This window comes from Curtobacterium sp. MCLR17_034 (assembly GCF_003234485.1).
GTDB lineage: Bacteria > Actinomycetota > Actinomycetes > Actinomycetales > Microbacteriaceae > Curtobacterium > Curtobacterium flaccumfaciens.
In genome coordinates, this window is record NZ_QKTH01000004.1 from 121,850 (window position 1) to 147,093 (window position 25,244).

Annotated in this window: 24 protein-coding genes and 1 tRNA gene; 15 read left to right on the plus strand and 10 right to left on the minus strand. The window is 70.7% G+C overall.

The genetic code is table 11. The features are described 5' to 3' along the window. Positions 1-5: 5 nt before the first annotated feature. The gene (locus DEI98_RS06655) at positions 6-1,772 is read right to left on the minus strand and encodes a helicase-associated domain-containing protein (protein ID WP_110863080.1); all 1,767 of its coding nucleotides are present in this window, start codon (positions 1,770-1,772) and stop codon (positions 6-8) included. Between the two features lie 28 nt (positions 1,773-1,800). Continuing rightward, on the minus strand, positions 1,801-2,100 hold the full coding sequence (locus DEI98_RS06660; protein WP_128780559.1) for a hypothetical protein: 300 nt from the start codon (positions 2,098-2,100) through the stop codon (positions 1,801-1,803). A gap of 55 nt (positions 2,101-2,155) precedes the next feature. On the opposite strand from DEI98_RS06660, the gene DEI98_RS06665 reads away from it, so the two are divergent. Both DEI98_RS06665 and DEI98_RS06670 read left to right on the plus strand, forming a co-directional pair. Next, positions 2,156-2,533 carry a cold-shock protein gene (locus tag DEI98_RS06665; protein ID WP_017888041.1) on the plus strand — a complete coding sequence of 126 codons (378 nt, stop codon included), beginning with the start codon at positions 2,156-2,158 and terminating at the stop codon, positions 2,531-2,533. 4 nt (positions 2,534-2,537) lie between these two features. After that, the gene (locus DEI98_RS06670; protein ID WP_111100296.1) at positions 2,538-3,326 is read left to right on the plus strand and encodes a DUF3027 domain-containing protein; all 789 of its coding nucleotides are present in this window, start codon (positions 2,538-2,540) and stop codon (positions 3,324-3,326) included. Between the two features lie 77 nt (positions 3,327-3,403). On the opposite strand, the gene serC is transcribed toward DEI98_RS06670, so the two are convergent. After that, positions 3,404-4,519, minus strand: a complete 1,116-nt coding sequence (gene serC, locus DEI98_RS06675; protein ID WP_111100297.1) for a phosphoserine transaminase — start codon at positions 4,517-4,519, stop codon at positions 3,404-3,406. Between the two features lie 184 nt (positions 4,520-4,703). Here serC and DEI98_RS06680 point away from each other — a divergent pair, with 184 nt between their 5' ends. The 4 genes from DEI98_RS06680 to DEI98_RS06695 all read left to right on the plus strand — a co-directional run bounded on the left by DEI98_RS06680 (position 4,704) and on the right by DEI98_RS06695 (position 8,854). Then, complete coding sequence (locus DEI98_RS06680) at positions 4,704-5,399, plus strand: metal-dependent transcriptional regulator (protein ID WP_071404062.1); 696 nt, start codon at positions 4,704-4,706, stop codon at positions 5,397-5,399. Between the two features lie 242 nt (positions 5,400-5,641). Beyond that, the gene (locus DEI98_RS18995; protein ID WP_111100298.1) at positions 5,642-6,613 is read left to right on the plus strand and encodes a C40 family peptidase; all 972 of its coding nucleotides are present in this window, start codon (positions 5,642-5,644) and stop codon (positions 6,611-6,613) included. 352 nt (positions 6,614-6,965) lie between these two features. Then, a complete protein-coding gene (locus tag DEI98_RS06690; RefSeq protein ID WP_027466591.1) occupies positions 6,966-7,460 on the plus strand; it encodes an HNH endonuclease in 495 nt (164 codons plus the stop codon). 248 nt (positions 7,461-7,708) lie between these two features. Then, a complete protein-coding gene (locus DEI98_RS06695; RefSeq protein ID WP_111100299.1) occupies positions 7,709-8,854 on the plus strand; it encodes a TIGR03364 family FAD-dependent oxidoreductase in 1,146 nt (381 codons plus the stop codon). A 90-nt stretch (positions 8,855-8,944) separates the two neighbouring features. Here the strand turns inward: DEI98_RS06695 and DEI98_RS06700 are convergent, their stop codons facing one another. Further along, positions 8,945-9,637: an HAD family hydrolase gene (locus DEI98_RS06700; RefSeq protein ID WP_111100300.1), complete on the minus strand. Its 693-nt coding sequence runs from the start codon at positions 9,635-9,637 to the stop codon at positions 8,945-8,947. 215 nt (positions 9,638-9,852) lie between these two features. Here DEI98_RS06700 and DEI98_RS06705 point away from each other — a divergent pair, with 215 nt between their 5' ends. Then, complete coding sequence (locus tag DEI98_RS06705; protein ID WP_111100301.1) at positions 9,853-10,956, plus strand: epoxide hydrolase family protein; 1,104 nt, start codon at positions 9,853-9,855, stop codon at positions 10,954-10,956. 13 nt (positions 10,957-10,969) lie between these two features. Further along, a tRNA-Arg gene (locus DEI98_RS06710) sits at positions 10,970-11,044 on the plus strand. An 8-nt stretch (positions 11,045-11,052) separates the two neighbouring features. On the opposite strand, the gene DEI98_RS06715 is transcribed toward DEI98_RS06710, so the two are convergent. Both DEI98_RS06715 and DEI98_RS06720 read right to left on the minus strand, forming a co-directional pair. Beyond that, positions 11,053-11,688, minus strand: a complete 636-nt coding sequence (locus tag DEI98_RS06715) for a hypothetical protein (protein WP_146243456.1) — start codon at positions 11,686-11,688, stop codon at positions 11,053-11,055. 12 nt (positions 11,689-11,700) lie between these two features. Next, entirely contained in the window at positions 11,701-12,771 is a 1,071-nt protein-coding gene (locus tag DEI98_RS06720) for a hypothetical protein (protein WP_146243457.1), read from the minus strand. Between the two features lie 228 nt (positions 12,772-12,999). Here DEI98_RS06720 and argG point away from each other — a divergent pair, with 228 nt between their 5' ends. The 3 genes from argG to DEI98_RS06730 all read left to right on the plus strand — a co-directional run bounded on the left by argG (position 13,000) and on the right by DEI98_RS06730 (position 15,517). After that, on the plus strand, positions 13,000-14,442 hold the full coding sequence (gene argG / locus DEI98_RS06725; RefSeq protein WP_042540079.1) for an argininosuccinate synthase: 1,443 nt from the start codon (positions 13,000-13,002) through the stop codon (positions 14,440-14,442). Positions 14,443-14,708: 266 nt separating this feature from the next. Further along, on the plus strand, positions 14,709-14,876 hold the full coding sequence (locus tag DEI98_RS18610; protein ID WP_155896891.1) for a hypothetical protein: 168 nt from the start codon (positions 14,709-14,711) through the stop codon (positions 14,874-14,876). A gap of 41 nt (positions 14,877-14,917) precedes the next feature. Then, positions 14,918-15,517, plus strand: coding sequence for a copper resistance CopC family protein (locus DEI98_RS06730; RefSeq protein WP_111100304.1), 600 nt, complete (start codon positions 14,918-14,920; stop codon positions 15,515-15,517). A gap of 218 nt (positions 15,518-15,735) precedes the next feature. Here DEI98_RS06730 and DEI98_RS06735 read toward each other — a convergent pair whose 3' ends face one another. Both DEI98_RS06735 and DEI98_RS06740 read right to left on the minus strand, forming a co-directional pair. Further along, positions 15,736-17,166 (minus strand): MATE family efflux transporter, encoded by a 1,431-nt coding sequence (locus DEI98_RS06735; protein WP_111100305.1) that lies wholly within the window; start codon positions 17,164-17,166, stop codon positions 15,736-15,738. A gap of 221 nt (positions 17,167-17,387) precedes the next feature. After that, positions 17,388-17,825, minus strand: a complete 438-nt coding sequence (locus DEI98_RS06740; protein ID WP_111030686.1) for a MarR family winged helix-turn-helix transcriptional regulator — start codon at positions 17,823-17,825, stop codon at positions 17,388-17,390. A 454-nt stretch (positions 17,826-18,279) separates the two neighbouring features. Here DEI98_RS06740 and nadE point away from each other — a divergent pair, with 454 nt between their 5' ends. After that, positions 18,280-19,107 carry an ammonia-dependent NAD(+) synthetase gene (nadE, locus tag DEI98_RS06745; protein WP_110863289.1) on the plus strand — a complete coding sequence of 276 codons (828 nt, stop codon included), beginning with the start codon at positions 18,280-18,282 and terminating at the stop codon, positions 19,105-19,107. 176 nt (positions 19,108-19,283) lie between these two features. Further along, positions 19,284-20,741, plus strand: coding sequence for an SPFH domain-containing protein (locus DEI98_RS06750; protein ID WP_111032363.1), 1,458 nt, complete (start codon positions 19,284-19,286; stop codon positions 20,739-20,741). Positions 20,742-20,775: 34 nt separating this feature from the next. Here the strand turns inward: DEI98_RS06750 and DEI98_RS06755 are convergent, their stop codons facing one another. Then, positions 20,776-21,165 (minus strand): hypothetical protein, encoded by a 390-nt coding sequence (locus tag DEI98_RS06755; RefSeq protein WP_071244081.1) that lies wholly within the window; start codon positions 21,163-21,165, stop codon positions 20,776-20,778. A gap of 71 nt (positions 21,166-21,236) precedes the next feature. Beyond that, positions 21,237-22,187 carry a phosphotransferase gene (locus tag DEI98_RS06760; RefSeq protein WP_111100306.1) on the minus strand — a complete coding sequence of 317 codons (951 nt, stop codon included), beginning with the start codon at positions 22,185-22,187 and terminating at the stop codon, positions 21,237-21,239. 169 nt (positions 22,188-22,356) lie between these two features. Between DEI98_RS06760 and DEI98_RS06765 the strand changes: the two genes are divergently transcribed. Together DEI98_RS06765 and DEI98_RS06770 are read left to right on the plus strand one after the other, a co-directional pair. Continuing rightward, entirely contained in the window at positions 22,357-24,417 is a 2,061-nt protein-coding gene (locus DEI98_RS06765; RefSeq protein ID WP_111100307.1) for an MDR family MFS transporter, read from the plus strand. 77 nt (positions 24,418-24,494) lie between these two features. Then, positions 24,495-25,088 (plus strand): TetR/AcrR family transcriptional regulator, encoded by a 594-nt coding sequence (locus DEI98_RS06770; RefSeq protein ID WP_111100308.1) that lies wholly within the window; start codon positions 24,495-24,497, stop codon positions 25,086-25,088. The last annotated feature ends 156 nt before the right edge of the window (positions 25,089-25,244 follow it).

The window sequence follows — 25,244 nt, forward strand, 5'->3', positions numbered from 1 at the left end:
GCGGCTCAGGCGTCGCTCTCGACCGACACGACGAGTGACAGCGGCAGGGTGCGCTCGACGTCGACGGCCGTGTCCCGCCCGCGGACGCGTCCGGCCGCGACCGAGGTCGGCACGATCGAGAACGGCCGCTCCGAGCCGTCCGGCATCCGGACGGTCACACGGATCGGCGTGCGTCCGCGCACGGCCAGGTCGATCTGCCGACCGAGCCACTCCTGCTCCGGCTCCGCGTCGCCGCGCTGCGTCGTCAGGCGGAGCCGTTCGACGAGTGCGTGCGCCGACTGCTCCGGCGAGCGTCCGGTGGGGCTGCGCCGGCCGGGAGGCCCGTGGTGCGCCTCGGGGCGGGCTGCGGTCGTCAGGACGGCCGGGTAGCGCTGGTCCTCGAGCGCGGTGTGCACGACGTGCGGCGGGTAGCGCGTGGTCAGCGTCGTCAGGTCGGGCCGCTCCCACGCCAGCTGTCGGAGCTCGGCGTCCACCCCGACGAGGTCGAGCTGGTCGGCGGTGCCGCGGACCTCGGTCCCGACGCCGCCCGGCCCCCGGTCGACGACGATGCTGCCGTCGCGTCCGGCCACCTGGTCGATCAGGTAGGCGAGGGGCTGCGGGATCCCGGTCGCCGACAGTCGTCCGAGCAGGGACAGCAGGTCGTCGCGGGAGTGTCCGGCCCGGAACGCCGCGCGCAGGGTGTCCTCGGAGATGCGGTAGCGCGCCGCGAGGCCCGGTGCCTCGAGCACGGCGACGGTGCGCAGGGCGTCGTCGTCCACCGGCGCGAGCGGCCCCGGTGCGATGACGGTGAGGTCGTGCTGCAGGTAGACCCGCTCGACGGTGCCCGGCAGGTCGTCGGCGGCCTGCTCGGCGTCGCCGTCGAGGAGTGCCCGACCCGTGCTCGTCACGATGCCGTCGACCGCCAGGCCGAGCGACGCCGCGGTGCCGGCGACGTCGAGCAGCAGGGCGTCGAGCCAGCGGGACCCCGCCGGGTACGCCCAGCGCCCGAGCGGCACGAGGTCGCGCAGGTCCCCGTCGGCCAGCTCGAGCACCTGGTGCACGGCGGGCGGGAGCGTGTCCGACCACGCGGCCACCAGCGACACCCAGCGTTCCGGCCAGCTCGCGAGCAACCACGCGTGCCCGGGATCGGTGACGATCCAGCGTCCGGTGTCGGGGTCGGCGAACCCGATGCCGTCGAGCAGCGCCAGGCGACCGGCGACGAGCTCGGCATCGGTGCCGATGCGCTCGGCCAGGGTGCGGGCGAGCGGCATGCCGATCCCGCCCTTGACGAGTTCGCGGACCGCGCCGGCGTCGACCGCCCGCAGCAGCTCGGCGAGCACCGTCATCGTCGCGAACGCCTGCTCCGCGCCGGTGGTGCGCGCACGCTCGAGTGCCGCGGCGTCGAGGGCGGGAGCAGCGGGGCGGACCTGCTCCGGGCCTCCAGGCTGCTCGTCGAGTGAGGTGAGGTCGGGGTGGGCGGCCACGCGCGCGGCGACCGCGTCGTCGACCGCGCCGTCCTCGTCGGCGAGTCCGAGCTCGATCGCGGGGCCGAGCGCGTCGACGGCGCCGCCGTCGCGCAGCGCCAGGATCGTCGCGCGCGGCAGGTGCTCGACGGCGGCGTCCACGGCGTCGTCGCCGCGGAGCGCCTCGGCGAGGTCGAAGAAGTCGGTGATGCGCTGCGGGCCGGTCTCGGCGAGTGCAGCGGTGGGGAGTCGCCTCGCCGCGACGAGGCGCTCGAGCGCATCGTCCGGCATCGCCCGGAGTCGGGCGGCGAGGTCGGCGGTGGTCGTCATCGTCCGGTGCCAGCGTCCGGGGCGGACGTCAGCGAGCCGTCCGGTTCGCTCGTGCGCGACGTGTCCAGGTGATGCCGAGGAGCGTGAAGACCAGCACCATGGCGATCGGGAAGCCGTAGAGCGGGATCGCCATGACCACCGGCCACGGCATCGCACCCTGGGCGCTGGGAGCGGTGAGCCACATGATGATCATCGCGACGAAGCAGAGCAGGCCGAGGATGATGATCCCACCGATCATGAACGCCAGAGCGCGTTCGGTACGATTGAACGTCACCGGGGGTTCTGCGGAGTCCTGCGGGTTCCCGGTTGATCGGGTCGGCTTGGCCATCGACCCAGGATATCCGACGCACCACGGCCGTACCACGACCTCGAGGAGTCCACGCATGCCCACCGGCAAGGTCAAGTTCTACGACGACGACAAGGGCTTCGGCTTCATCACCGGAGACGACGGCGACCAGGTGTTCCTGCACGCGTCCTCGCTGCCCGACGGCGTCGTGACCGTCAAGGCCGGCACGCGGCTCGAGTACGGCGTCGTCCAGGGCAAGAAGGGGTCGCAGGCGTTGTCCGTGCGGCTGCTCGAGCCCCAGCCGTCGCTGTCGCGGATGACCCGTCGCTCCGCGGACGACATGGCCGTGATCGTCGAGGACCTGGTGAAGGAACTCGACCGGATCAGCGGAGACCTCCGCCACGGCCGCTACCCGAAGAACGGCGATCGCATCGCCGCCATCCTGCGGCACGTCGCAGACCAGTTGGAGGCGTGACCCCATGACCGAGTCCGAGACAGCAGGGGCCGAGACGGCTCCCGACGCAGCGTCCACCGACGTAGCGTCCGTCGACGCAGCGTCCATCAACTACACCGACCTGGCGCGCGAGGCGTTGCTCGAGGTCACCCCCGAGTCGACCGTCGGCGCACCCGTCGGCACCGTGGACGAAGGGGACGGCGTCGTGTCCGTCCTGTTCGCCAACCGCCTGCCCGGGTACCCCGGGTGGCGCTGGACCGTCAGCGTTGCGAAGATCGGCGACGACGAACCCACCGTGCTCGAGGTCGAGCTGATGCCCGGCGACGGCTCGCTCGTCGCGCCCGAGTGGGTGCCGTGGTCCGAGCGACTGGCCGAGTACCGGGCCGCGCAGGAGCACGAGGGCGAGGACGCGTCGGACGAGGACTCGGACGACGAGGACTACGACGACGAGTCGGATGAGGACGACGACGAGGACTCGGACGAGGACTCGGACGAGGACGACGACTACGACGACTCGGATGACGACGAGGACGACGACGAGTCGGACGACGACGATGACGACGAGTTCGACGCCGACGAGGACGACCTCGACGAGTCGGACGACGACGACATCGAGCGCGTGGACGTCGATGCGCTCGCCGATGTGAGCGACAGCGACACTGACACCTCCGCCGCCTCGGCCGCCGGCGACGAGGCCCCGCAGCCGCCCCGTCGCCGCCGTGCCCGCCGCGTGCAGCCGTTCGAGCCCGACGCCGATCTCGAGGTCGACCAGCTCGACGCCGGCGAGGCCGATCCGGGCTTCCACCGCGCCTGACCCGGACCGACGAACGGGCCCGGCACCACCGATCGGGTGGTGCCGGGCCCGTCTTCGTTCCGGTGGGTATCCCGACGTCAGCGCAGGGCGTCGATCGTGAAGTCGATCGCGCGCACGAGCTTCGCGACGTCGTCCGGGTCGATCGCGGTGAACGTCGCGACGCGCAGCTGGTTGCGGCCGAGCTTCCGGTACGGCTCGGTGTCGACGATGCCGTTCGCACGAAGGGTCGCGGCCACGGCCTTGGCGTCGATCGAGTCGTCGAGGTCGATCGTGGCGACGACCTGGGACCGAGCGGCGGCGTCGGAGACGAACGGGGTCGCGGAGTCGCTGGCCTCGGCCCAGTCGTAGATCGTCGACGACGAGGTCTTCGTGCGGAGGTCCGCCCACGCCAGGCCGCCGGACTCGTTCATCCACCGCACCTGCTCGTCCAGGAGCAGCAGCGTGGAGATGGCCGGGGTGTTCAGGGTCTGGTTCAGGCGCGAGTTGTCGACGGCGTTCTTGAGCGACAGGAACTCCGGGATGTACCGGTCGGAGGCGGCGATCCGCTCGATCCGCTCGATCGCGGCGGGGGAGAGCAGCGCGAGCCAGAGCCCGCCGTCCGAGGCGAAGTTCTTCTGCGGGGCGAAGTAGTAGACGTCGGTGGCGCTGACGTCGAACAGGGCACCACCGGCGGCGCTGGTCGCGTCGACGACGGTGAGGGCGCCGGCGTCACCGGTCGCGCGGACGACCGGGGCCATGACGCCCGTCGAGGTCTCGTTGTGCGGGTAGGCGTAGACGTCCACGCCCTCCACCGGCTCGAGTGCGGCGAGGGAGCCACCCGGCGCCTCGACGACGTGCGGCGCCTCGAGCCACGGGGCCGCTGCGGCCTTGGCGAACTTCGACCCGAACTCGCCGAAGGACAGGTTCTCGGCACGGCGCTCGATGAGGCCGAAGGCGGCGGCGTCCCAGAACGCGGTCGAGCCGCCGTTGCCGAGGACGACCTCGTAGCCCTCGGGGAACTGGAACAGGTCTGCGAGGCCGGAGCGGACGCTGCCGACCAGGTCCTTCACGGGCTTCTGGCGGTGCGAGGTGCCGAGGATCGTGGCGCCGCGCGTCACGAGGGACTCGAGCTGGGCGCCGCGGATCTTCGACGGACCGCAGCCGAAGCGACCGTCGGTGGGGAGGAGTTCGGCCGGGATGACGATGTCTGCCATGCACCGATCCTACCGACGACGATCCGCCCGCCCGAGCCCGTGTACCGGCCGGACGGGGAGGGTTCGGCCCACCTGTCCACCGCGTCGGATGACCCTTTCTCACGTGCACCCGGGCGCCGGTCGGTGTTCGTCGGTGCGAACAAGTAGTGTGGTCGGCGCTGGGCCCAGACATGAGAGGCGGACCGTGACCGATCTCGTCGACACCACGGAGATGTACCTTCGCACCATCCTCGACCTCGAGGAAGAGGCGATCGTGCCGCTGCGCGCGCGCATCTCCGAGCGCCTCGGACACTCGGGCCCGACGGTCTCGCAGACCATCGCCCGCATGGAGCGCGACGGCCTGGTCGTCGTCTCCGGCGACCGGCACCTGGAGCTCACCGACGAGGGTCGTTCCCGCGCCACGCACGTGATGCGCAAGCACCGTCTGGCCGAACGCCTGCTGGCCGACGTCATCGGACTCGACTGGGCCTTCGTGCACGACGAGGCCTGCCGGTGGGAGCACGTCATGAGCGAGCAGGTCGAGGTCCGCCTGCTCGAGATGCTCGGCAACCCGACGGAGTCGCCGTACGGCAACCCGATCCCCGGACTGGCCGAGATCGGTGGCCCCGCGGCCGCCGGGTTCCTCGACGGCGTCCAGAACATCGTCGCCGCGACCGAGGGCACCGACGCCGTCACGACCGGGGTCGTCCGACGCCTGGGCGAGCCCGTGCAGTTCGAACCGGAACTCCTGCACCAGCTCCGCACCGCCGGCGTCATGCCCGGGCGCGTGGCGAGCGTGCAGCGTGCTGGCGCCTACGTCGCGGTCCGCGTCGAGGGTGAGGACTCGGGCATCGAGCTGCCGATCGAGGTCGCCCAGCACGTCTACATCGAACGCGGCTGACCGTTCCTGGTCGTTCCTGAGAGTCTTTACCGTTTCGTTACCTGCGGGGCGTTTGGTCTCGACTCGGTAACGACGCTTCCGTACACTCGTCCGAGTCGCCGCGCTGCCCCTGAGCCGGAGACCCGTGGCAGGACGTCTCGAACCCGTCTCCTGCCTCGATCGGAAACGATGACGAACGGATGGGGTTGCACACCGCCGGACACCCACGGCGGCGTGATGACGAGACGTTGGAGACACACCTCTTGACGCAGACCGGTACCGCCGCGGACGACCAGACGCCCGCGAACCCGACGAACACCGAGAACGCCACCACCGCCCCGCTCACCCGGCGGGCCGTGCGCGAGACCGAGGGCCGCCCGGTCCGCAAGGTCGTGCCGGTGCGCTCCGCCCCGCTGCCCGGTGGTCGTCGTGCCGCGCAGGCCGCGGCAGCCGCGAGCACCGCGAAGGCCAGCTCCTCGTCGCGCAAGCGCAAGTTCCTCGCGCCGGTCGTCCTCACCGTGGCCGCCGGCATGTTCGGCACGGTCGCGGTCGCCCCGGCCTTCGCGGCGACGACCTCGAGCAACTCGACCGCCGCCGCCGACGCCCAGCGTCAGGTCCGGGCCACGCAGAGCCAGGAACTGTCGGTCTCCGACGCCGTGGCGCTCGCCGACACGAGCCGTGACGGCTTCGGCGCGACGTCCACCGCGACGCTCGACGCCGAGAAGGCCGCGAAGCAGGCCGCCGCCGACCAGGCCGCCGCGGCGAAGGAAGCCGCCGAGCAGGCCGAGCAGACCCAGAGCGCCCGTGCCGCGACCGCGAAGCAGTACTCCTCGTACACCGGGCCCACCGCCGCCGAGTACGCGGCCAGCTCGTCCGCCGCAGACACCCCGTTCTCGCTGCCGGCCGTGGTCGCCACCGGCAAGCAGTACATCGGCACCCCGTACGTCTTCGGTGGCGCGGACCCGTCGGGCTTCGACTGCTCGGGCTTCATCATGTTCGTGTACGCCCAGTACGGCATCAACCTCGCGCACTCCGTGCCGCTGCAGGACCAGGCCGGCACCACGATCCCCGAGTCCGAGGCGCAGCCCGGTGACGTCGTCATCTTCAACAACGAAGCCCACGACGGCTTCTACATGGGGAACGGCATGATCATGGACGCCCCGAAGCCCGGCGGCACCGTGCAGATCCGTCCGATCTGGACCAGCGACTACCACATCGTCCGTTTCGGCATCTAGCGAACACTGCCCCGGGGGAGTGTGAACTTCTCCAGAACCGGCCCGCACACCCTCGTGCCGGGCCGGTTTCTGGGTTAACCTGACGCTGCACCGGTCCGCACCGGCGCGAACAGGAGACCCTCATGTCGATGTTCCGCACGACCCGCACCATGGGTCGGCGCGCGCGCGTCGACATATGGTCGAGCACAGCCTGCGTGCACGAGCACGCCCCTGCATGACGAGAGCACTGCCCATCCGGGTGGTGCTCTTCGTGGTTCCAGGGGTGTGAACAGGTCGTCCTCACCCGTTCGCGTCGTCGGTCCGACGCACCCGCAGCGCCTGGAAGCCGTCCAGGCACGTCGGAAGGGAACCCATGCGCACTCTCGTCCTCAACGCCGGTTACGAGCCCCTCGCGGTGATCTCGTTCCGACGAGCCCTCGTGCTGGTCATGAACCAGAAGGCCGCCATCGTCGCCGCCGACGTCGAACACCCGGTGACCGGGTCGACGTCGAGCTACGACCGTCCGTCCGTCATCATCCTCACCCGCTACGTGCGCATCCCGCACTCCAGGCTCGTGCCGGTGTCCCGTCGCGGTGTGCTGCGTCGAGACGGCAACCACTGTGCCTACTGCGGCCGGCACGCCACCACCATCGACCACGTGCAGCCGCGGTCGCGCGGTGGGCAGGACTCGTGGGAGAACCTCGTCGCCTGCTGCCTGGCCTGCAACAACACCAAGGGCGACCGCACCCCGCAGGAGATGGGGTGGCGCCTCCGGTTCCCGCCGAAGGTGCCGCACGGGTCCTCGTGGGTCGTGCGCGGCATCGAACGTCCGCAGGCGGAGTGGGACGAGTACCTCGTGGCCGCGTAGCGGCCGTCGGTCCGCACCAGGAGACGGACTGGAGGCCCGTGGCGACGCCGCCACGGGCCTCCAGTCCGACGGTCGCACCGCGACTCCCGGCACCGCCGCGGGCGTCCTCGCCTGTCCGGGCAGGTGCCCGCCGAGTTCACGCGCCGTCCACGCCGCGTGCACCGGGACGGAACCCCGGCCCACCGCTGACCTGCGACAGTTGCGGCATCCGCACCGGACCGGCACTCCGCGCCGCCCGAAAGGTCTTCATGCCCCGCTCCGCACGCACCGCACTCGACACCGAGACGGACCACCAGCCGCTGACCGAACGGTACGACGTCGTCGTGGTCGGCGCGGGCATCGTCGGGCTCGGCATGGCCTACGAGGCGCTCCTGCAGGGCGCCCGGGTCGCGGTGGTCGATCGTGCAGGCGCGGTCGTGGGGGCGAGCGTCCGGAACTTCGGTCACGCCTGCGTCACCCCGCAGACCGGCGACGCAGCCGGGTACGCCCAGGAAGCACGCCGCCGCTGGCTCGCACTCGCGCAGCTCGCCGGGTTCACGGCCCGCGAACGCGGTGCCCACGTCGTCGCCCGTCGTCCCGAGGAGCTGGCGGTGCTCGAGGAGTACCGCGACTCCGGCGCGGACCTGCGGCTGGCCGACGCGGCCGAGATCACAGCGGCGGTGCCGGTCGACCCCGGCTCGGCCCTCGGCGGCGCGCACCTCGCGCACGACCTGCAGGTCGACCCCCGGGAGGCGGCACCCGCGATCGCGCGCTGGCTCGCCGGGCAGGGGGTCACCTTCCACTGGCGCACCCCCGTGCTCGAGGTCACCACCGGCGCCGTCCGCACCGGTCGCGGCATCGTGGAGGGGACCCGGATCGTCGTCTGCACCAACCACGACCTCGACCAGCTCTTCCCGGCGCTCGCCGAGTCGATCGGCCTGGTCCGCTGCCGGCTCCACATGCTGCGTGCGACGATCCCGCTCGCCTTCCCGCTCGCCACACCGCTGCTGACCGGGTGGTCGCTGCTGCGCTACTCGGGGTTCGCCGCGATGCCCGGAGCGGGTGCCCTGCGGGACCGGCTCGCCGCCGACCTGCCCGAGGGGATCCGCTGGGACCTCAACCAGATGTACACGTCGCCGGCGGACGGCAGCGTCATCGTCGGGGACACCCACGAGCGCGGGGTCGATGCGCCGCCGTTCCAGGACGAGGACGGCTTCCGGCTGCTCGTCACCGAGACCGAGCGGCTGTTCGGTGCGCCGGTCTCCGTCGTCGACCGGTGGCAGGGCGTCTACGCCTCGGCCCCGGGGCGGGAGTTCCTCATCGACCGACCGGTCCCCGGGGTCGACGTCGTGACGGTCACCACGGGCATCGGCATGACGACCGGCCTCGGCATCGCGCCGACGGTCCTCGGCTGAGGGAGACCGTCAGTCGCGGAGCATGCCACCACGCCGGCGAACGGTGCGACCCCGGCGGCCTCCGGCACCGGTGAGGTCGTCACGCGGTCGTCACGCCCTGGCGGCGGCGTCGTCGACCTCGGCGAGCACCGACGGCAGCTCGGCGACCGAGTCGAGGACGTGGGTGTGCTGGACGGTCGCGAAGTCGGCGTCCTGATGCGTGCCGGTCCGCACGCCCGCCACGACGGAGGCGCCGGCGCGGTGTCCCGTGAGCAGGTCGGCGACGGTGTCCCCGACGACTGCCACGTCACGGACGTCGTCCGTGCCGGTCCGGAGCACGGCGGTGAGCACCATGTCCGGGTACGGGCGCCCGCGTCCGGCGTCGGCGGGCGAGAGCGTGAGGTCGACCAGCGGCCGCCAGCCGAGCAGGTCGAGCACCGCGTCGCGCGTCGCCGGCGAGAAACCGGTGGTCAGCGCGATCCGTCGCCCCGCTGCGCGGAGGGCGACGAGCGTCTCGACGGCCCCGTCCACCGGCCGCACGCCGCGGTCCAGGGTTCGTGCGTAGGCGCGCTCGAAGGCGGTGTTCGCGGCCTCGGCGCGGACACCGTCACCGTCGAACAGCGCCGTGAACACGGCGATCTTCGACTGGCCCATGGTGTCGACCGCGTACTGCACGGCGCGGTCGTGCTCAGTGCTCCCGCGCTCGAGGCCGACGTCGGTGAGCGCGGTGCGGAAGGCGTCGAGGACGACGCCGCCGTCGTCGACGGTGGTTCCTGCCATGTCGAGGCAGACGAGCGAGATCATGGGACTCCTGGGTACGTGCCGTCGCGCCGGGACCGGCGCGGTCCGACCAGCGTCGACGCACCCCGTTGCGGGCAGAGGATGCGCGGGTGTCCGCCAGGTGAACGCCGCCGGGAGGCTCGTCACGGCCTGTGCGGACATGCAGTCGGTCCGCCAGGGGAGCGGCTCCAGTCCGCGCTCGCCGATCTGCGTCGGTGGCGCTGAGTAGCGTCGGCCGCATGGGCGAGACACCGCACATCGACGACGCGACCATCGACGACCTGCGCGCGCGGCTGCGCGCCACGCGCTGGCCGGACGCACCCGCCGGGGTCGGCTGGTCGCTCGGCGTGGACCTCGACGTCCTGCGCCCGCTCGTCGAGTACTGGGCCGACGGGTTCGACTTCGACGCGCACCGCGCCGAGCTCGCCGCGCTGCCCTCGCGCCGCGTCGTCGTCGACGGCATCGGCATCCACGTCCTGCACGCCCGTGCTCCGCAGCCCGACGCCCTGCCGGTCCTGCTCGCGCACGGCTGGCCGGACTCCGGCTGGCGGTACCGCAAGGTGCTGCCGATGCTCGTCGCCGCCGGGTACGACGTCGTCGTGCCGGACATGCCCGGCTACGGATTCTCGGATGCGCCGCCCCAGGTGCTCGACGCCCGGCAGGTGGCCGGCATGTGGGCGACGCTGATGACGGACCTCGGGTACGAGCGGTTCGCGGTGTCCGGTGGCGACATCGGAACACACGTCGCCCGCTACCTGGCGCTCGACCACCCCGACCGGGTCGTCGCCGTGCACCGCATCGACGGCGGGCTCGCCTGGCCGGGGCTGGATGCGTCGACGTTGTCCGCCGCCGAGCGGGAGTTCGTCGCCGCGACCGATCGGTGGCGCACCGCCGAGGGCGCCTACGCGATGCTGCACCGGACGAAGCCGCAGACCGCGGCCGTCGGGCTGAACGACTCACCCGCGGGTCTCGCGGCCTGGATCGTCGAGAAGCTCCGGGCGTGGAGCGACTGCGGCGGGGACCTGTGGTCGGTCTACACGCGCGACGAGGTCCTGGCGCTGCTGACCGAGTACTGGGCCACCGCCACGATCGGGTCGGCGATGCGGATGTACCACGCGAACGCGGCGATCCCGGCGGAGCAGCTGGAACGACGGGTCGAGGTGCCGTCCGGGTTCTCGATCTTCCCCGGCGACATCGTGCGGGCGCCGCGCGAGTGGCTCGAGCGCACCACGAACCTCGTGTTCCACCACGAACTCGACCGCGGTGGGCACTTCGCGCCGTTCGAGCAGCCCGACCTGTTCGTGGATGAACTGCACGCGTTCCTGCAGGGCTTCCGCCGCTAGAGTGGTCGGGCCAGCCTCTGTAGCTCAATGGAAGAGCAGTTCCGTCCTAAGGAAACGGTTGGGGGTTCGAGTCCCTCCAGGGGCACCAGCAGGTGGTCAGCCGTTGCGCCGAGCATCTATGTCAGATGCGTCTGCCTTAGTTGCCCGGCTGGAGTCCTCTCCGGTCGGACCGTCCACGACGGTCTTCACACGCCAGAACGGTACGAAGGTGTCCGTGTATAGCTTGTGCAGCCGGCGAATGCTCAGCAGAAAGTAGACCACCACAAGGGAGCTCAGCGCGACCGTGACGGCAGTGGCGAACGCCGACACGACGTAGCCCTCCTCCGGGATCGACACAGAGACGCCAGCTAGCCAGATGGCGTCCACCCCGGATAGCAGGCCAGCTGCAAGGAGAGTCAGGGCGCTCTCGTCCATGAGTCGAGCGGTACGACGTTCAACGACTCTTGTGGGCCGCGCCGCAAGGTTGATGCGAAGCGAGAACACGAGCGCGAACGCAGAGATGAAGACGCCGGCTAGAAGCCCGAGCGCGCCGACCAGGTCTCCAACGGATTGCATGTGGAGGTCAAGCAGCAACGACAGAACGAAGGCGCCCGGCGCGATCAGGATGACTAAGGCCCGCACGAGCCGTTCTGGTCGATTCGAAGATATATTAGTCAGGTACTTGAACTGGTCTGCGAGGACGCTGAACACGTTCAGGCGCGACAGCCCCTGTAACACTCTCCGGACACGCATGCCTGACCTCCTCTAGTTCGCTACGCGGACTGCCCAATCGTCGTCCAGATCGACCTGGTTCGTGGCCGCCAGGCCTCTCACCACATCGGCAACGTGTGCAACGAAAGTATCGTCGTCGGGTCGGACATTCCCAAGGTCATAGGTGAAGCCGGACGCCATGTCCAGGGGCTTCAGTCTCTTCCGGTGGGTCCCTTCCACAACGACTTCGGCTGTCTCGAACTTCCCGGTGTCGGCGATCTTCGGCCAGAGGAACGTGGCGAGGGCCTTCGCCTCGTCAGCGGCGACAGGCTTTTGCTTCTTGGCCTTGTTCTCCTTGGTGGGAAGCCATCCGGTCAGGCGATCCTTCAAGGACTTCTCTTCGGCCGACCCTGCTCCGATCGAGAACGTGATCTTCGCCGGGATCGTCTTGCTCTGGCTTGAGTCGGTGCTGGGAAGAGTCTGGTAAAGGTTCACCTCGCGGATGCGCCCACCTTTCATGAGGTTGCGCACCGATTCCTCGTCGGCAACGGCACCGAACGTCCGGATCTTGAAATTATGCCCACGCGCGCCCGCATGCAGGCGGCTCGGCAACCGGCTCCCGGCGTGCGAGCGTGAGACCACTTCGACGGCGAGCAACCCGTTCTTTCCGGAAGACGGAGCGATGACGAGAGCGCGGTAATGACGTGTGGTGGCGAGTCTCGTCAGGTCTGTGTCCTCACGCTCTCCCGCGGGATCGATCGCGAGAGCGTGGTCGCCGACGATGCCGTAGACGGTGTCTAGGAGGACCGCCTCTTGGTACCGAATTGCTGACTTGATACGGACGACCGCGAGCTCGCGGTTGCCCTCATCCTCCTCAGGAATCCCGGACTCGGCGTCCTGCGCGACAACGTCCTCCGAGCCGAGCTTTACTTCTTCGACGACGGCGCCGTTGTCCCGAGCAGTGCCAGCTCCAGCGGGCGGCGTCGCCGCATCTTCCCTTGTTCTGCCAGCGAAGTCATCGACGAGCAGATCTAGGTAGCTCTTGGACGGCGTCGACTTGCCGTCTGGTCCACCGAACTCGAGTGCTGTTTGGCCACGCCCTCGAAAGAGCTTAATCTCGAGCAACTTGAAACCGTAGCTTGGCACTGGTTCTCCTGATCATTCCTCAGTCACGGGTTCGGTCATCGTGGCAGATCTGCGAGCAGTGTGCACCTAGCCTCCAGCGTGTCGGTGCGTAGTGGCTCGTGCAGACCGCGGCCCCTAACGGCACTTGTGCATGCCGCGGCTCCTAGCGGCAACTGAACCGGCGGACCGGACGGTAAGCCTCGTCCGGCACACCGTACGATTGACCCCGTGTCCAAGGTCCTGAGCAGTCTCCCCGTCGGCGAACGAGTCGGCATCGCGTTCTCAGGGGGTCTCGACACCTCCTGCGCCGTTGCCTGGATGCGCGAGAAGGGAGCGATCCCCTGCACGTACACGGCCGACATCGGCCAGTACGACGAGCCGGACATCGACGCCGTCCCGAGCCGCGCCCACGAGTACGGCGCGGAGATCGCCCGACTGGTCGACGCGAAGAGCGCCCTGGTCGAAGAAGGCCTGGTCGCCCTGCAGACCGGCGCGTTCCACATCCGCTCCGGCGGCAAGACGTACTTCAACACGACGCCGCTCGGCCGCGCGGTGACGGGCACGATGCTCGTCCGCGCGATGAAGGAAGACGGTGTCGACATCTGGGGCGACGGCTCCACCTACAAGGGCAACGACATCGAGCGGTTCTACCGCTACGGCCTGATGGCCAACCCGCGCCTGCGCGTCTACAAGCCGTGGCTCGACTCCGAGTTCGTCGAGGAGCTCGGCGGCCGCAAGGAGATGAGCGAGTGGCTCGTCGCCCGCGGGTTCCCGTACCGCGACTCCACCGAGAAGGCGTACTCGACCGACGCGAACATCTGGGGCGCGACGCACGAGGCGAAGAGCCTCGAAGAGCTGTCGAGCGGCCTGGACATCGTCGAGCCGATCATGGGTGTCGCCGCCTGGCGTGACGACGTCGAGGTCGCGACCGAGATCGTCAGCGTCCGGTTCGAAGCCGGTCGCCCCGTCGCGATCAACGGCGTCGAGTACACCGACGCGGTCGCCCTGGTCTACGAGGCGAACGCCATCGGTGGCCGCCACGGCCTGGGTGCGTCCGACCAGATCGAGAACCGCATCATCGAAGCGAAGAGCCGTGGCATCTACGAGGCTCCGGGCATGGCGCTGCTGCACATCGCCTACGAGCGCCTGCTCAACGCGATCCACAACGAGGACACGGTCGCCTCGTACCACAACGAGGGTCGCCGTCTCGGTCGCCTGATGTACGAGGGCCGCTGGCTCGACCCGCAGTCCCTCATGCTCCGCGAGTCGCTGCAGCGCTGGGTCGCCTCCGCCGTCACCGGCGAGGTCACGCTGCGCCTGCGTCGCGGCGACGACTACACGATCCTCGACACCACGGGCCCCGCGCTGTCGTACCACCCGGACAAGCTGTCGATGGAGCGCGTCGGCGACGCCGCCTTCGGCCCGGACGACCGCATCGGCCAGCTCACCATGCGCAACCTCGACATCGCGGACTCCCGTTCGCGGCTCGAGCAGTACGCGGCCGCGGGCCTCATCGGTGGCGCGACGGCCGAGCTCGTCGGCGAGCTCGAGGCGGGCGAGGCCGAGGAGATCCTCGGCGGTGCGATCGTCGCCTCCGACGCCGAGGACGCGATGGGTCGTCGCACCGACCTCGCTTCTGAGGGCGCGGCCTTCGACTCCGGCACCGACTGATCGAGCGGATCCGCGCCCTGGGCGCGACCCCCTGATGACGGGAGGCCCGGTGCCAGCTGGCACCGGGCCTCCCGTCCGCCGTCGACCGGTCGGCCGAGAAGCGCACTGCGTTCGACGCGACGCCTTCCAACACCTAGCGTGGAGGTACCGGGTCAGTCATCAGGGACTCGTCGTCACGATGCTCCTCACGATCTGTGAGGTCTGGCACAGCGGGTCGACCCGGACGGATCCGAGATGCGCATCATCTCGACGAAGGGCTGGTCACCATGACCGCCACCATCCAGAACGCCTGGCACCGCCACGGCCTCCGCTCGCCCGAAGACCTCGCCGCCCTCGTCGCCGAACGCCTCGAAGGAACCGGCCACCAGCTCGTCAGCGTCAGCGAAGCGCGCTACGAGCCCACCTACGCGGACTTCCTCGGCGAGCAGCTCTGACCCCCAGCGGGCTGCCGCTCGACCGTCGGTAGAGTCTGCGCATGCGCACAGCTCGAACCACGGCGGCGGCACTGGCGATCGTCGCGGCGGGACTGCTGACGCTCGTCGGTGTCCAGCCCGCGTCGGCCCACTCGGCCCTGACCAGCAGTACCCCGGCGGACGGGGCGGTCGTCACCGAACCGCTCGAGTCCGTCGACCTGACCTTCTCCGAGGCACCGCTCGCCGGCCTCGACGCCGGACTCCGGATCCAGGTGACGGACGCTTCCGGTGCCGACGTCGCCAGGGGTGACGTGACGGTCTCCGGAACGACCATGCGCCGCGCGGTCGACCTCGACCAGGGCCGCTACACGGTGCTCTGGCGGTACGTGTCGCCGGACGGCCACCCGATCGAGGGCACGCTCGCGTTCGAGTACCGGGCCGCAGCGCCCGTGTCGACCCCGAGCGCGAGCGTCACCCCGACCCCGACGGCGAGCACCGCTCCGACGTCGAGTGCCACCGCGACGGCCACCGGAGCCTCGGACGGTGCTCCGTCCTCGTCGCCGGGCATCGCGCCGGGCGTGTGGATCGGCCTCGGCGCCGGGGCCGTCCTGGTGGCCGGCGCGGTCGTCGTGTTGCTGCTGCGGCGCAGCCGCAGCGCGTAGCGCGCGGGCGGCGCCGCGTCGCGCACTTCGTGAGCAGGAACGGTCGGGTCGCACGCACGCACCCGACCGTTCCTGCTCACGAAGCGCACACACGCAGCGAGCCCACGAAGCGCACGCGGCGCACGGAACGTGACCACGCGACGGACGGGAGGCCCGGTGCCGGACCGGCACCGGGCCTCCCGTCCGCACGTGGTGCGTGACGCCGGGGGCGACGCGCCTCACGCCACCGGGGCGGCCTCCAGCGCGGCGTCGGCGCGTGCCGCGCTGCCCTCGGCCAGGCCTCGGGCGATGCGGCCCCGCGTCGCCAGCCAGAGGACGACCGCGGCGACGAACACGATGCCCTCGGTGACGGTGAGCGCCCAGATGATCCCGGCGAGCCCGAACCACACGTTGCCGGCGATCACGATCGGGATGAACAGCACGCCCTGCGCCATCGACAGCACCATCGCGGGCATGACCATCCCGGTCGCCTGGAACAGCGAGGTGAGCAGTCCCGTGAACCCGTTGACGACGGCGGCGACGAGCTGTGCCGTCAGGATCGTCATGCCGATCGCGAGCACGGAGTGGTCACCGGAGAAGATCGTGAAGACCTGCTCGCGGAACACGAACACGGTGCCGGAGAAGACGAGCACGATGCCGCCGACGGTCAGGGCCGCGGCGCGCAGGCCGGAACGCAGCCGAGCTGCGTCACCCGCTCCGAACGCGTAGGCCAGCAGCGGCAGCACACCGATGGTCACCCCCATCACCAGGAACTCCGGCACCTGGGCGATGCGGACCGCGACGCCCATCGCTGCCAGCGGGTCGTCACCGTAGGCGGCGGCGAGGTTGTTGAGGACGAGTGTCGTGACGATGAGGAACGCGGACTGCAGCAGTTCGCCGACGCCGATGCCGAACACGGGCTTCAGGATGTCGGTACGCAGGGTGAACCACTTCGGCGCGAAGCTGACGTTCTCGCTGTTCCGCTGCAGCCACGTCACCCAGTAGGCGATCGAGACCACGTTGGCCAGGCCCACCGCGAGTGCGGCGCCGCCGACACCCCAGTGCAGCCCCAGGATGAACAGGACGTCGAACACCAGGTTGCCGACCGTGGACAGGACCAGGCCGATCATCGCCTGCCTCGCGGCGCCCTCCGAGCGGACGATCTGCTCGAGCGCGAAGGACGCGGCGAGGACGGGGACGAACGCGAGCATCACGGCGACGTACTCGCTCGTGGCGGGGACCGCTGCCGCGTCGGCACCGAGGACGGCGACGAGCGGGCGGAGCAGCAGGAGTCCGACGATGCCGAGCACGGCTCCGGTCACGACGGCTCCCCACAGGGCGAACGAGGCGACGTGCTTGATGTCCCGCGCCTTGTCGGGATCGTGTTCCGAGGCGCCGAGCAGCCGGGACATCAACGCGCTGCCGCCGACGCCGAACACCCCGCCCACGGCCATCACGAGGCCGAGCAGCGGCGTGCCGAAGGTGATCGCGGCGAGCAGGGACGTGTCGTGCTGGGCACCGATGAAGCCCGCGTTGATGACGTTGTACAGGGCGCTGACGACCATCGCGGCGGCCATCGGCACGCACAGGTGCACCAGGGCTCGGGCGATCGGGGCAGCGGAGAGGTACCAGCGGTTCGTCGCCGCAGCGGTGGTGGTGGTGGAGGACATGACGGTTCCCTTCCGGGCATGACGGTGGGCGCGCCGACGGACGCCGGCACGGCAGGGGGGAGCGCGCGACTGGTGGGGTCGCGGGATCGCAGGGTCGCGGGTCGGGAAGGCGCGGGATCGCGGGGTCGCGAGGGCGCGCCGGCGGATCCGGCCGGGAGGCGCGTGGTGCGTGAGCGGGTCGGTGCGGTGGCGCGCGTGGCGCCGGTGGTGCGGTGGTTCGGCTAGCGGGTCGGCGGCGCGAGTTCCGCGGTCACCTTCTGCAGCAGTCGCCGCAGGGTTTCGCGTTCGTCCTCGTCGAGGGGTGCGAGCAGGGAGTCGTCGAGGGCGACCATCGCGTCGGTGAACCCGGCGATGAGGTCGATGCCCGCCTGGGTGGCGTGCACCGTCTTCGTCCGCCCGTTCGTGGCGTCCGGTCGTCGTTCGATCAGGCCACGCCGCTCGAGCCCCTGCAGGAGACTCGAGACGCTGGCCGCGCTGGTCCGGGTGGCCTCGGCGACGTCCCGCTGGATGGCGCCGGGGTGTTCCTGCAGGTACCCGAGCACGAAGGACTGCTCGTGGGTGAGGTCGCGTTCACGGACCCACTCCTCGGCGCCCTTGCGCTGTGCCCATCCGATCCACCGCATGAGCTGGAGCGGTGTCGTGAAGTCCGGTGCCTGCATGATCAGGACTCTAACTGTTAGCCATCGAACTGTCAACGAAGGCAGTCCGAGTCGTGACCCCACAACGGGGGCGTCGAGTGCTGCTCGCATCCTGGTACCTTCCACAGCAAGCGGCCTCACCAGCCGCCCTCAGCCCGTTCGACGGGCCCCACATCCCCTGGCTCACCACCGGGGTCGGATCAGCGGCGGAGACCCCGTCGGGGGAGGAGGCACCGTGCCACACCACGGACCACCCACCGCGATCCCGGCGCGACGGGTTCGTCGCGCCTGACCAGGACGGGCGCCGGCGGGTACCGGCGTCCGCCTCACCGGGTCCGCGACGCGTTCGGGTCGTCGCGGATCCCCGGGGCGGTGGTGATCGGGTCACCGCCGCCCCGGGACCTCCCGGTCGATCCGATCGACGTCTTCGGGAACCCGCCGGTCCACGGAGCCGGATCGGCGTGATACTGGGGTGGTGCGTGAACTCCAAGCCGCCATCGCAGCGGACCTCAACGTCCAGCCGACCATCGACCCGGAGCAGGAGGTCGCCCGTCGTGTCGGGTTCCTGCGCGACTACCTGCTGACGACCGGGGCGAAGGGGTACCTCCTCGCCATCAGCGGCGGGCAGGACTCCACCCTGGCCGGCCGTCTGACCCAGCTCGCGGTCGAGTCGCTCCGCGCCGAGGGGCACCCCGCCGAGTTCACGACCGTGCGCATGCCCTACCGCGTGCAGGCTGACGAGGACGACGCCCAGCTCGCCCTGCAGTTCATCGCGGCCGACCCGGGCGTCACCGTGAACATCGAGCACGGGGTCGACGGGGTCATGCAGGACACCGCGGCCTCGGGCGTCGAGCTGAGCGACTTCGTCAAGGGCAACGTCAAGGCGCGCATGCGCATGGTCGCCCAGTACGCGATCGCCGGGCAGCGCGGCCTGCTGGTGGTCGGCACGGACCACGCTGCCGAGGCCGTCACGGGCTTCTTCACCAAGTACGGCGACGGCGGCGTCGACCTCACCCCGCTCACCGGGCTCTCGAAGAGCCAGGGGCGGCAGCTGCTCGAGCACCTCGGAGCACCGGCCCGCCTGTACGAGAAGGCGCCCACCGCCGACCTGCTCGACGAGCTGCCCGGGCAGACCGACGAGGCAAACCTCGGACTCACCTACGCCGAGATCGACGCCTACCTGCAGGGCCACGACGTGCCGGTCGAGGTCGCCGAGGCGATCGAGTCGCGCTACCGCGCGACGGAGCACAAGCGCCAGGTGCCGGCGACGCCCTTCGACGACTGGTGGCGTGCGGGCGCGTAGGCGCTGACGCAACCCCGGCCTGGAGGCGCGGTGCAGGTGATCCTGCACCGCACCTCCCGTCTGTTGTCCCCAACCCTCCCCAGCGCGGCCCCGCTGTCCGCGCGCGCTCCTAGGATGGGAGCCAACGGAACAACAGATGCGGAATCCAGGCTGGCGCCTGGTCCGGAGGGGGAGTCATGGAAGTCCTGTTCGCGCTCGGAGCCGTCCCGCTGATCATCGTGGGGATCATCGTCCTCGCCGTGATCGCGCTGATCTACGCCAAGGTCGTGTACCGCAACGCCGGTGCCGACGAAGCGCTCATCATCACCGGCAAGCGCTCCCGCAAGGTCAAGAACGCCGACGGCACTGAGACCGTCGAGTCCGGCATCAAGGTCGTGCTCGGCGCCGGCGTGCTCGTCCGCCCCTTCTTCGAGAAGGTCGCGAAGCTGTCGCTCAGCTCGCGTGCGATCGACATCAACGTCAACGCGCAGGACTCCCGCGGCGTCACCATCGACGTCGAGGCCGTGGCGCTCGTCAAGGTGGGCGAGGCCGACGCGTCCATCCGGGCGGCCGCACAGCGGTTCCTCGGCCAGGAGAAGAAGATCGACGACTTCGCGCGCGAGGTCCTGTCCGGCTCGCTCCGTGCCTCGATCGGCGCGACCGACGTCTCGACGATCATCCGGAACCGCGACCAGCTCACCGTCGCGGTCCTCACCGTCGCGCAGGACGCCCTGCACAGCCAGGGGCTCGACGTCGACTCATTCGAGATCAAGGGCATCTCGGACCGCAACGAGTACATCAGCGACCTCGGCCGTGCCGAGCGTGCACGCGTGCGGCTCGAGGCCGAGAACGCCGAGGCCCAGGCCGACCGTGAAGCGCGAGAAGCCCGCGCGACCGCCGACCAGGCGATCGCCGAGGCCGAGAACACCCTGGCCATCCGTCGTGCCGCGCTGCAGCTCGACGCCGACCGTGCGTCCGCCGAAGCCGCTGCCGCCGGCCCGCTCGCCCAGGCGCGTGCGTCCCAGGGCGTCGTCGAGCAGGAGCAGATCACCGCGCAGAAGCGTGCCGAGCTGCGCCGTGCCGAGCTCGAGTCCGAGGTCTCCGCCGTCGCCGAGGCCCAGGCGCGCAAGACCCGCGTCGAGGCCGAAGCCGCTGCTGGGGCCCAGGTCGAGACCGCCCGCGCCCAGGCCGAGGCCCGCCGGATCTCCGCCGAGGCCGTCGCGGCCGAGGCGAAGGCCGAGGCGGATGCCCGCAAGCTCGCCGCCGACGCCTCACGCGCCGAGGGTGAAGCCGCCGCCGACGCGATCCGTGCGAAGGGTCAGGCCGAGGCCGATGCGACCAAGGCGCAGGCCGACGCGCTCGCACAGCACTCCGAGGCCGTCCTGCGGGTCAAGGCCATCGAGACACTGCCGAGCATCGCCCGCGAACTCGCTGCTCCGATGAGCAACATCGACACGCTCACCGTGGTGTCCTCCGACGGTGCCGGTGCACTGTCGAAGAGCGTCGTCAGCCAGTTCAGCGAGGTCGATGCGCTGCTCGGTGCCACCGCCGGGTTCACCCTGAGCGACATCGTGAAGAGCACCACGACGGGACAGGCGGCTGCCCGTGCCGTCGTGCGCGAGCAGTCCGTGCCACAGGTCGAGCCCACCGAGTAACCGATCGGGTGCCTGCAGCGGGCGCGACGGGGGATCAGCCCTCGTCGTGCCCGTTCTCGTTCTGCGGGTCGCGCTGCTGAGCACCGGCGTCCTCACGCTCGTCCGCGAGCCGCTGCTGCCACACGACACTGCGGGCCGCACCCTCGAGCACGTCGTCGACGCTGCGACCGCTCTGGGCGGCGAGGGCACCGCTGAGTCCGGCGGTCAGGGTGCCGCCTGCAGCGGCGAGTCGCTCGACGACCTCCTCCTGCCGCGGGGTCAGGGGCTCGTCGACCAGCTCGTCGATCGTGTCGCGGATGTTCTGCTCGCTCGCGTCCAGTGCCGCCTCGTCGCCGGACTGCAGGGCTGCTGCTTCTCCGACGACGACGAGACCGAGGCGCGCGGCGTCGTCTTCGGGACGCGGGGTGCGGTGCTCATCAGTCATGCGGTGGACCGTACGCTCCGGTGCGCTGCGCTCCCTGGACAGACGCGTCCCCCGCTCGGGCGGGCGCGCTGTCAGGTGGCCCAGCGGCGGAGCAGCCACTCGGCGGCGGCCACGCCCTCGCGCCGCTGGAAGTCGCGGATCGTGGGCATGTTCGGCGGCGCCGGAGGCAGGGCGTGCTCGAAGAACAGCCCGGCGAGCCCGGCCAGCACGGCGTCGATCGTGGTGGCGGACACCCCGGCGAAGACCGGGTGCGTGGCGAGGTGGTGTTCGACGTCGGCGTCCTCGCCGCGGACGAGCGTGTCGAGCAGGTAGGTCAGCGGGTCGAGCCAGTGCGCGCCCACGCTCGCCCAGGGCCAGTCGACCACCCAGACGAGCCCGGCGTCGTCGACGAGCAGGTTGTCCGCGCGGCAGTCGGCGTGCACGAGGTGTTCGCCGTCGACGAGTGCCGCTGCCCCGGATGCCGCGCGGGCGATCGCGGGGCCGGCGTCGAGGACGTGCGAGGGAACGACCTCGGCGACGCGGGCGGCGACCGCGTCGTCGGCCAGCATCCGGTCCCAGGCGCCGAACTCACCGCGCAGGTCCTCGGCGATGCGGGGGAGCGTCGCCAGTCCACCGGTCGCGGGCGGCAGCGTGTGGAGTGCGTCGAGCACGGCCGGCGTGTCCGATCCGTCGAGGTGCCGGCCCGGGTGCTGGCCCGCGACGTCGTCGAGCACGAGCGCGACCCAGTCGTCGCCGTCGACCGTGGCGTGCAGCGCGTCGAGCAGCCGTGGCGCCTGCGCGGTGGTCGGCAGCTGGGCCATGACCGCGGCCTCGCGGCGGTGCAGCTCGAGGGCTGCCTCGTTGCGCGAGCGTGACACGGTCTTCACGAACGCCCGTCGTCCCGCCGCGGTCGTCACCCGGTCGGCGCTGCCGGGAGACCACCCGCTCGCCTGGGACTCGGCGGTCACGACCGGGCCGCCCAGCACCCCCTCCACCTGGTGCCGCAGCGTCGTCGGTACATCGGTCCAGGTGGTTCGCCCCATGCGCCGACGCTACCTGAGAACCCGTACACGAACGTGCATGCTCGGCAACTTTGCGTTGGAAGCAAAGGTGCTGACGGTGTAAAGTTGCAGAGCCTGCAAGGTTGACACCCGTTCGGGGTCCCGACCAGGCCGACGACCACCACGCCACATCCCCTGTGAGGAACTCCGCATGTCCACTGCCACCGCACCCGTCGAGGTGTCGCGCGGACGACAGGACTCCCCGGCGAGCACGCCGGGCAAGCCGATCATGTCGCACCGCCAGATCCTGCTCGTCATCTACGGCCTGATGGCGGGCATGTTCCTGTCGTCGCTCGACCAGACCATCGTCGGCACGGCGATCCGCACGATCGGTGACGACCTGCACGGCCTCGACCAGCAGGCCTGGGTCACGACGGCCTACCTGATCGCGTCGACCATCACCACGCCCATCTACGGCAAGCTCTCCGACGTCTTCGGACGTCGCCCGCTCTACATCTTCGGCATCGCGGTCTTCATCCTCGGATCGCTGCTCTCGACCCTGTCGACGTCGATGACCATGCTCGCCGCCTTCCGCGCGTTCCAGGGCATCGGTGCCGGTGCGCTGATGTCGCTGCCGCTGGCGATCATGGGCGACATCCTCGCGCCCCGTGAGCGTGCGAAGTACCAGGGGTACTTTCTGGCGGTCTTCGGCATCTCGTCCGTGATCGGCCCGCTGATCGGCGGCCTGTTCGCCGGTGCGAGCTCGATCGTCGGCATCACCGGGTGGCGCTGGGTCTTCCTGATCAACGTGCCGATCGGCGTCGCCGCGCTCCTCATGGTGATCGCGTTCCTGCACCTGCCGAAGTTCGGCGAGGCCAAGGCCAAGCCGCGCATCGACTGGTGGGGCGCGACCTCGGTCATCGTCACGCTCGCGCCGCTGCTCCTCGTCGCGGAGCAGGGCCGCACGTGGGGCTGGGGTTCGGCCAGCGCGATCGCCTGCTACGTCATCGGTGCGCTCGGCCTCGTCGCCTTCCTGGTGATCGAGACCCGCATGCAGGACGACGCGATCATCCCGCTCAAGCTCTTCCGCTCGAGCACGTTCTCGATGGCGACCATCCTGGGCTTCCTGGTCGGTTTCGCGATGTTCGGCGCGATGCTCACCATCCCGCTCTACCTGCAGATCGTCACCGGCCTGACGCCGACCGAGTCCGGGTTCGCGACGCTGCCGATGATCGGTGGCCTGATGATCGCCTCGATCGCTTCGGGGCAGATCGTGGCCCGCACCGGCCGCTACCGGATCTTCCCGGTCATCGGCACGGCCCTGGTGTCGCTCGGCTACGTCGTCCTGACGTTCATGACGATCGACAAGCCGCTGTGGTTCCTGATGATCGGCATGTTCCTGATCGGTCTCGGGCTCGGCCAGCTCATGCAGAGCATCACCCTGGCATCGCAGAACTCGGTGGAGCCGCGTGACATGGGTGTGGCGACGTCGTCCGCCACGTTCTTCCGCCAGATCGGTGGCACGCTCGGCACCGCCGTCCTGCTGTCCGTCCTGTTCTCGCTCATGCCGACGAACATCCTGCACGCCACGGCGGATGAGTCGAACCTCAAGCCCGCCCTCAGCGCGGCGCTCGACCCGGAGGTCGCCAGCGCGAGGGCGAACCAGGGCGTCATGGACCAGATCTGGAACCCGATCGTCACCCCGCTCCAGCAGCAGGTGCAGTCCGGACTCGACACCGCCACCGACCAGGTGACCCAGGCCACTGCCGGGGCTCCCGATGCCGTGCAGCAGCAGGCGCTCACCGCCGCCGCCGACAAGGCGCACGCCAGTGTGCAGGACGGCCGGCTCGTCGTCGACTGGTCGGACTCGGGGCAGCGCACCTACTGGGTGGACCAGCTCGCACCGGAACTGTCGAAGCAGATCGACAAGGGCGCGAACGACTCGAGCGACTCGAACGCCGAGACGAGCGACACGTCGTACCTCAACGGTGCGGACTCGGCCCTGACCCGGCCGTTCATGTCCGGGTTCAACGCCTCGGCCGTGACCGTCTACTGGGTCGGCTTCGCGGTGATCCTGCTCGCGTTCGTCCTGAGCTTCTTCTTCAAGGCGCCGCCGCTCCGCAAGAGCTCGGCCCTGCAGGAGCAGGCGGACGACGCCGGCACCGCCGACGACCTCGAGGCGCAGGCCGTGCGGGCCGCGGACACGATGGGCTCGCCCACCGCCCCGGTCACCGGTTCGATCCCCGTCCAGGGCGGTCGGTCGCAGGTCTGAACCACGCCGGGCCTCCCCGTCACACGACGCGGAGGCCCGGCGTCGCACGGACCCGAGAGCAGGACGGAGCGCAGCACGTGCACCAGCCCACCACCACCGAGGACCTCGTCGCGAGCGACTGCGGCCTACGGGAGCGCAAGAAGCAGCAGACCCGGTCCGCCATCCACCGGTCGGCACTCGCCCTGGTCACCGACCACGGGCTCGCCGGGGTGACCGTCGAGCAGATCTGCGCGGGCGCCGGGGTCTCCCCGCGGACGTTCTTCAACTACTTCCCGTCGAAGGCCGAGGCAGCCCTCGGACTGCCGGCGACGACGGTCCCGGACGCGGCACGCACTGCGTTCCTCGGATCCACGGGTCCGCTCGTGGCCGACCTCTGCGACCTCGTCGCGCACACGGTCACCCTGCCGCAGGACCGCCGGCGCATGAAGGAGCTCGTCCGAGCCCGCCCCGAGATGGTCCCGGCGATGATGCAGTGGATGGCGCACGCACGGCAGACCGTGCTGGCGGTCGCCGCCGAGCGCGTCGACGAGGACACTGCGCGGACCGCGACCACCCTCGTGATGGCCGCCGTGATCGAGTCCGCTCACCGGTCGGCGGACGGCTCCCGCGACGAGCTCGCTGCGCGGCTGCGCGCGGTCGTCGCCGAGATGGGGCGGCTCGCCACCGCCTGACCAGCGTGACCATCGCGTCGCCCCCGGCGCGGGGCGACCACGGTCTGGAGGCGCGGTGCGGGTCGGACCCGCACCGCGCCTCCAGGCCGTTGTCGCGTCCACACCGTCGGTCGCGCAGTCATCGGACGGTTGGGCGACCACTTTCGCCAGAACCGC

What these genes read in the sequence shown, in the direction of transcription:
- DEI98_RS06740 (WP_111030686.1), bottom strand. Translation starts at nt 17,825, where the DNA reads ATGCAGGCACCGGACTTCACGACACCGCTCCAGCTCATGCGGTGGATC.
- DEI98_RS06715 (WP_146243456.1), bottom strand. Translation starts at nt 11,688, where the DNA reads ATGCGTGTCCGGAGAGTGTTACAGGGGCTGTCGCGCCTGAACGTGTTC.
- DEI98_RS06750 (WP_111032363.1), top strand. Translation starts at nt 19,284, where the DNA reads ATGGAAGTCCTGTTCGCGCTCGGAGCCGTCCCGCTGATCATCGTGGGG.
- DEI98_RS06655 (WP_110863080.1), bottom strand. Translation starts at nt 1,772, where the DNA reads ATGACGACCACCGCCGACCTCGCCGCCCGACTCCGGGCGATGCCGGAC.
- DEI98_RS06690 (WP_027466591.1), top strand. Translation starts at nt 6,966, where the DNA reads ATGCGCACTCTCGTCCTCAACGCCGGTTACGAGCCCCTCGCGGTGATC.
- DEI98_RS06735 (WP_111100305.1), bottom strand. Translation starts at nt 17,166, where the DNA reads ATGTCCTCCACCACCACCACCGCTGCGGCGACGAACCGCTGGTACCTC.
- DEI98_RS06760 (WP_111100306.1), bottom strand. Translation starts at nt 22,187, where the DNA reads ATGGGGCGAACCACCTGGACCGATGTACCGACGACGCTGCGGCACCAG.
- DEI98_RS06660 (WP_128780559.1), bottom strand. Translation starts at nt 2,100, where the DNA reads ATGGCCAAGCCGACCCGATCAACCGGGAACCCGCAGGACTCCGCAGAA.
- DEI98_RS06670 (WP_111100296.1), top strand. Translation starts at nt 2,538, where the DNA reads ATGACCGAGTCCGAGACAGCAGGGGCCGAGACGGCTCCCGACGCAGCG.
- DEI98_RS06695 (WP_111100299.1), top strand. Translation starts at nt 7,709, where the DNA reads ATGCCCCGCTCCGCACGCACCGCACTCGACACCGAGACGGACCACCAG.
- DEI98_RS18610 (WP_155896891.1), top strand. Translation starts at nt 14,709, where the DNA reads ATGACCGCCACCATCCAGAACGCCTGGCACCGCCACGGCCTCCGCTCG.
- DEI98_RS06700 (WP_111100300.1), bottom strand. Translation starts at nt 9,637, where the DNA reads ATGATCTCGCTCGTCTGCCTCGACATGGCAGGAACCACCGTCGACGAC.
- DEI98_RS06705 (WP_111100301.1), top strand. Translation starts at nt 9,853, where the DNA reads ATGGGCGAGACACCGCACATCGACGACGCGACCATCGACGACCTGCGC.
- DEI98_RS06665 (WP_017888041.1), top strand. Translation starts at nt 2,156, where the DNA reads ATGCCCACCGGCAAGGTCAAGTTCTACGACGACGACAAGGGCTTCGGC.
- DEI98_RS06730 (WP_111100304.1), top strand. Translation starts at nt 14,918, where the DNA reads ATGCGCACAGCTCGAACCACGGCGGCGGCACTGGCGATCGTCGCGGCG.
- serC (WP_111100297.1), bottom strand. Translation starts at nt 4,519, where the DNA reads ATGGCAGACATCGTCATCCCGGCCGAACTCCTCCCCACCGACGGTCGC.
- DEI98_RS06755 (WP_071244081.1), bottom strand. Translation starts at nt 21,165, where the DNA reads ATGACTGATGAGCACCGCACCCCGCGTCCCGAAGACGACGCCGCGCGC.
- DEI98_RS06765 (WP_111100307.1), top strand. Translation starts at nt 22,357, where the DNA reads ATGTCCACTGCCACCGCACCCGTCGAGGTGTCGCGCGGACGACAGGAC.